The organism is Candidatus Cloacimonadota bacterium, assembly GCA_011372345.1.
Taxonomy (GTDB): Bacteria; Cloacimonadota; Cloacimonadia; order Cloacimonadales; family TCS61; genus DRTC01.
In genome coordinates this window covers 1-4410 of record DRTC01000215.1, presented here as the reverse complement: position 1 = coordinate 4410, position 4410 = coordinate 1, and the positions used below count along the sequence as shown (strand labels likewise).

2 protein-coding genes are annotated in these 4410 nt (G+C 39.3%); both read left to right on the top strand.

The annotated features are described in order from the left end of the window. Positions 1-379: T9SS type A sorting domain-containing protein (locus ENL20_04200; GenBank protein ID HHE37758.1), on the top strand; the 379-nt coding region annotated here is incomplete at its 5' end. Positions 380-462: 83 nt separating this feature from the next. Continuing rightward, positions 463-4410: hypothetical protein (locus ENL20_04195; protein ID HHE37757.1), on the top strand; the 3948-nt coding region annotated here is incomplete at its 3' end.

The window sequence follows — 4410 nt, the reverse complement described above, 5'->3', positions numbered from 1 at the left end:
CAATATTGTTATAGATACTGATGTGGAAGATGATATTTTCATTCCTGTTACTTTAACTGTTACTGGTCTTCTTTCTGATGATTCAACCATTCCTCTGGAAAATCATCTTTCCGGAAATTATCCAAATCCGTTCAATCCGATAACGACCATCAAATTTGGTCTGAAAGAAAATGCAGATGTCCGGCTTGTAATTTATAATTCCAAAGGACAAAAGGTCAGAACTCTTATAAATGAGAACCGGGAAGCCGGTTATCATCAGATCACCTGGAATGGAAAAGATGATTCCGGTAGAGTAACATCCAGCGGAATTTATTTCTATAAACTGAAAACAGGAGATGGAAAATTCAGCAGTACTAAAAAGATGATCTTGATGAAGTAAAAAATAGCCGCTGATTTACGCGGATGAACACGGAATGTAATTTTTGAATTATCCGTTCAAATCCGCGAAGATCCGCGGTAGTAATGATTGGAGGTACAATGAAAAAATTATCAATTCTCTTAATAGGTTTATTGTTCTCAGCTTTTGTTTTTTCCGAAGAAATAACGATCAATAACCAAAATTTTGAGGTAAATGTCTTATCCTCTGATGATTCCCAAACTATTATCGAATATAATTTCGGCATGTTTGAAAGAACTTCTGTTAATATCGACGGAAAAGCGTTTTACCATCTATTTCTGGAAAAAGAGAGTTCGACCTTTGAAAAAGGATGTCCCGCTCTTCCTAAAATTACACGGAGTATTATCATTCCGGATCATGCGAGAATGGAAGCAAAGATCATCGACAGCAAGTTTGCAGAATATCAAATGAAAGTCGCTCCTTCCAAAGGTATGATCTCTCGTAAATTAAATCCTGATGATGTTCCTTATGAATTCTCTAATACTTATAATCTCGATGAGTTCTATCCGGGAAATATCGAAGAACTTGGCTCTCCATATATTTTGCGGGATTTCAGAGGAGCAGTAATAACAGTTTATCCATTTTCCTATAATCCGCAAACAGAAACTTTGAGAGTTTATTATCATCTGGTTCTGGAAGTTAATAATGTTGGATACGATAATGTAAATATTAAAAACCGTAGCAGTAATAAACTCAATTCTTATTTTGAATATTTATATACAAATCATTTCATCAATTTTGACAGGACCCGTTATGAACAAATCGAAGAACACGGCAGAATGATCGTGATAAGTCATGGTTCTTTTATGGATTCGATGGAACCGTTCGTGGATTGGAAGAACCAGAAAGGGATTCAGACAGAAATTCATAATGTTCTGGATATCGGTACAACTGCGAATCAGATCAAGGATTTTATCCAATCAGAATATGATGAAAATAATGGATTGACTTTTGTCCAGCTAATTGGTGATAGAGCTCAAATTCCGACTTTAAGCGGAGGTGGAGGAGATTCAGATCCGAGTTATGCTCTGCTCGAAGGTGGAGATACTTATCCCGATATTTTTGTAGGAAGATTCTCGGCAGAAACTGTTGAGCAGGCAGAAACTCAAGTGCAGAGAACGATCTATTATGAACGCGATATTGTCGATGGAGAATGGCTGCATAAAGGATGTGGAATCGCTTCCAACCAAGGACCTGGTGATGATAATGAAACAGATGATGAACACATTGATAATATCAGAGAAAAATTATTGAATTTCACTTACACCGAAGTCGATCAAATTTATGATCCGAATGGTTCTGTGGCAGAAGGAATGGCTGCTTTGAATGAAGGTAGAAGTATTGTTAATTATTGTGGTCATGGTTCTCCAACTTCCTGGGGAAATGGAGCACCTTTGGGCAATTCCGATGTTAATGCTCTGACCAATGATAATATGCTTCCTTTCATCGTTTCTGTTGCCTGCAATAATGGTGAATTCGGTCCTTATACCTGTTTTGCGGAAGCCTGGCTGCGAGCTACAAATGATGGCAATGGAAATCCAACCGGAGCTATTGCCATGTATGCCTCTACTGTCAGTCAATCCTGGAATCCACCGATGAGAGCACAGGATGAAGCGATCGATCTTTTAGTTGGAGCAGGACCTTATGAAGGATTGGGAACCCAGAAAACTTCAATCGGTGGTTTGTGTTTCAATGGTTCCTGCAATATGATGGATGTTTACGGTAATGGTGGTGTTGATATGTTCAAAACCTGGATCATCTTTGGAGATGCTTCCCTTCAGGTCAGGACGGATACTCCGGAAGCAATGACCATCAATCATTTGCCAACGATCTTTATTGGGATGACCACTTTCGATGTTTCAACCGGAGTAGAAGATGCATTGGTTTGCCTTTCCGATGGAGATGATTTTTATACATCAGGTTACACTGATGAATCCGGGAATGTAACTCTCGATCTGTCAGATATGCCCCAAACACCGATGGATTTAACATTAACTATTTCTGCTTTCAATAAGATCACAAGTATAGAAATCGTAGAAGTTATTCCCAATGACGGAGCATATCTTGTTATCAGTGATTATACATTTAACGCTGGAGGAGATGATGTCATCGAGTTTGGCGAAACAGTAAATCTTTCGGTTACAATCGAGAATGTAGGAACTGATCCGGCTAACGAGGTTGAAATGACATTAAGTATCGATGATGAATTCATTACACTGACCGATGCAGCAGAAACTATTGGTGATGTTGCTGCCGGAGAATCCATTGTCTTAAATAATGCTTTTTCCTTCGATGTCTCCAATGCGGTTCCTGATGACTATCCATTTAATTTTGAAGCATTGATGAACGGTGTCGAAAATTCATGGACAGGAATAATCAATCTAACTGCTTATGCTCTGCTTGTCAGTTTCAGCAGTGTAACGGTTGAAGATGGAGATAATTTTGTCCTCGATCCCGGTGAGACTGCCGATCTGACCGTTTCTCTATATAATGACGGAGGAGCTGCTGCTCATAATATTAATGCTATTTTATCCTATATGCTCGATGATGATATGATCATTGTGAACGATTCTGCTGACGAACTCGCTTTTCTGGAAGCATATTCTTATGGAAATTTTACCTTCAATATTACTGCTTCCGAAGATGCACCAATTGGACAAGTCGCTCCTTTTGAGATCAATGCAGATGCAGATAATGAGTACTCCATGACAGACTATTTTTCCCTAACTATCGGCTTATGTGTCGAGGATTTTGAAACAGGTGATTTCTCAAGTTTTGACTGGTATTTTGATGGTCAACATGAATGGTTTATTTCTTCCGAAGCTTATGAAGAACAATATTCAGCACAGTCAGGTGATTTACTCGATAGTCAATTCTCATCCTTGAAGATTGATGTTTCCGTGTTGATGGATGATGAAATTAAATTCTATAAGAAAGTATCTTCGGAAAATAATTATGATTATTTACAATTTTTTATTGATGACAATATGGTTGGTGAATGGTGCGGAGAGATCGACTGGTCACAGGAAATTTTCCCGGTAACTTACGGAGAGCATACTTTTGAATGGAGATATGAGAAAGATGGTTCTGTTTCCAGCGGTTCTGATTGTGCCTGGATCGATTATATTGAATTTCCTCCGATCGGAATTCCAATTCCTCCTGAACTGGAAGTAAGTGTTGATGAGATCGAATTAGATCTTGATCCTAATACAATTGGAACAGATGAATTTACGCTAACCAACATTGGTGGCGGAACTCTTACTTATAACATTTCCCTCGAGGAAACAAGAGATATGACAGGTTCTTATGTAGAATGTTCAGCAGAAGGTTTTACTCCTGGAGAAACGACCACCTGGACTTTTACTGTCTATAACGGCAGTCCTGACGGTGAATGGATCACTGATGTATTTATCGGTTTCCCTGCAGGTGTGATCGTTAATTCATCTTCTAATTTTGTTGGAGGAACAGGTGGAGACCTGGAATCGAACGGAGTAACTGGAGATGGAGTCGAGATCAACTGGCATGGCGAAAATAGCAGCGGATGGGGTATGGTTTATCCAGACGAGTCTGCTACTGCAGAAGTAAATCTGACCATCAGTGGTGGATTTGCCGGAGACATGGTTCTGGAATGGCAGATCGATGGTGATGTCTGGGGCGGAGATCCGCACAGTGTGAACGGAACAATGACCATCGGAAGTTTAGTGCCTCCCATAACCTGGATCCAACTGGATTCTTATATAGGAAACCTGGATCCGAATGAAACCGATGAAATTACAGTTACCTTTGATTCCAATGACATTCCTATCGGAGATTATACCTGCAACTTGATAATTAATGATAACCGGGAAACAACAATTATTCCGGTTACACTTCATGTTTATAATTTGAGCGAGGAAGAAGATGTGCTTCCTAAAAAAACCGAACTTACAGGTAACTACCCAAATCCCTTTAATCCCGCAGGAACCGGACATAGTCCAGGTACTACGATTTCATATAACCTGACTACTGATGAT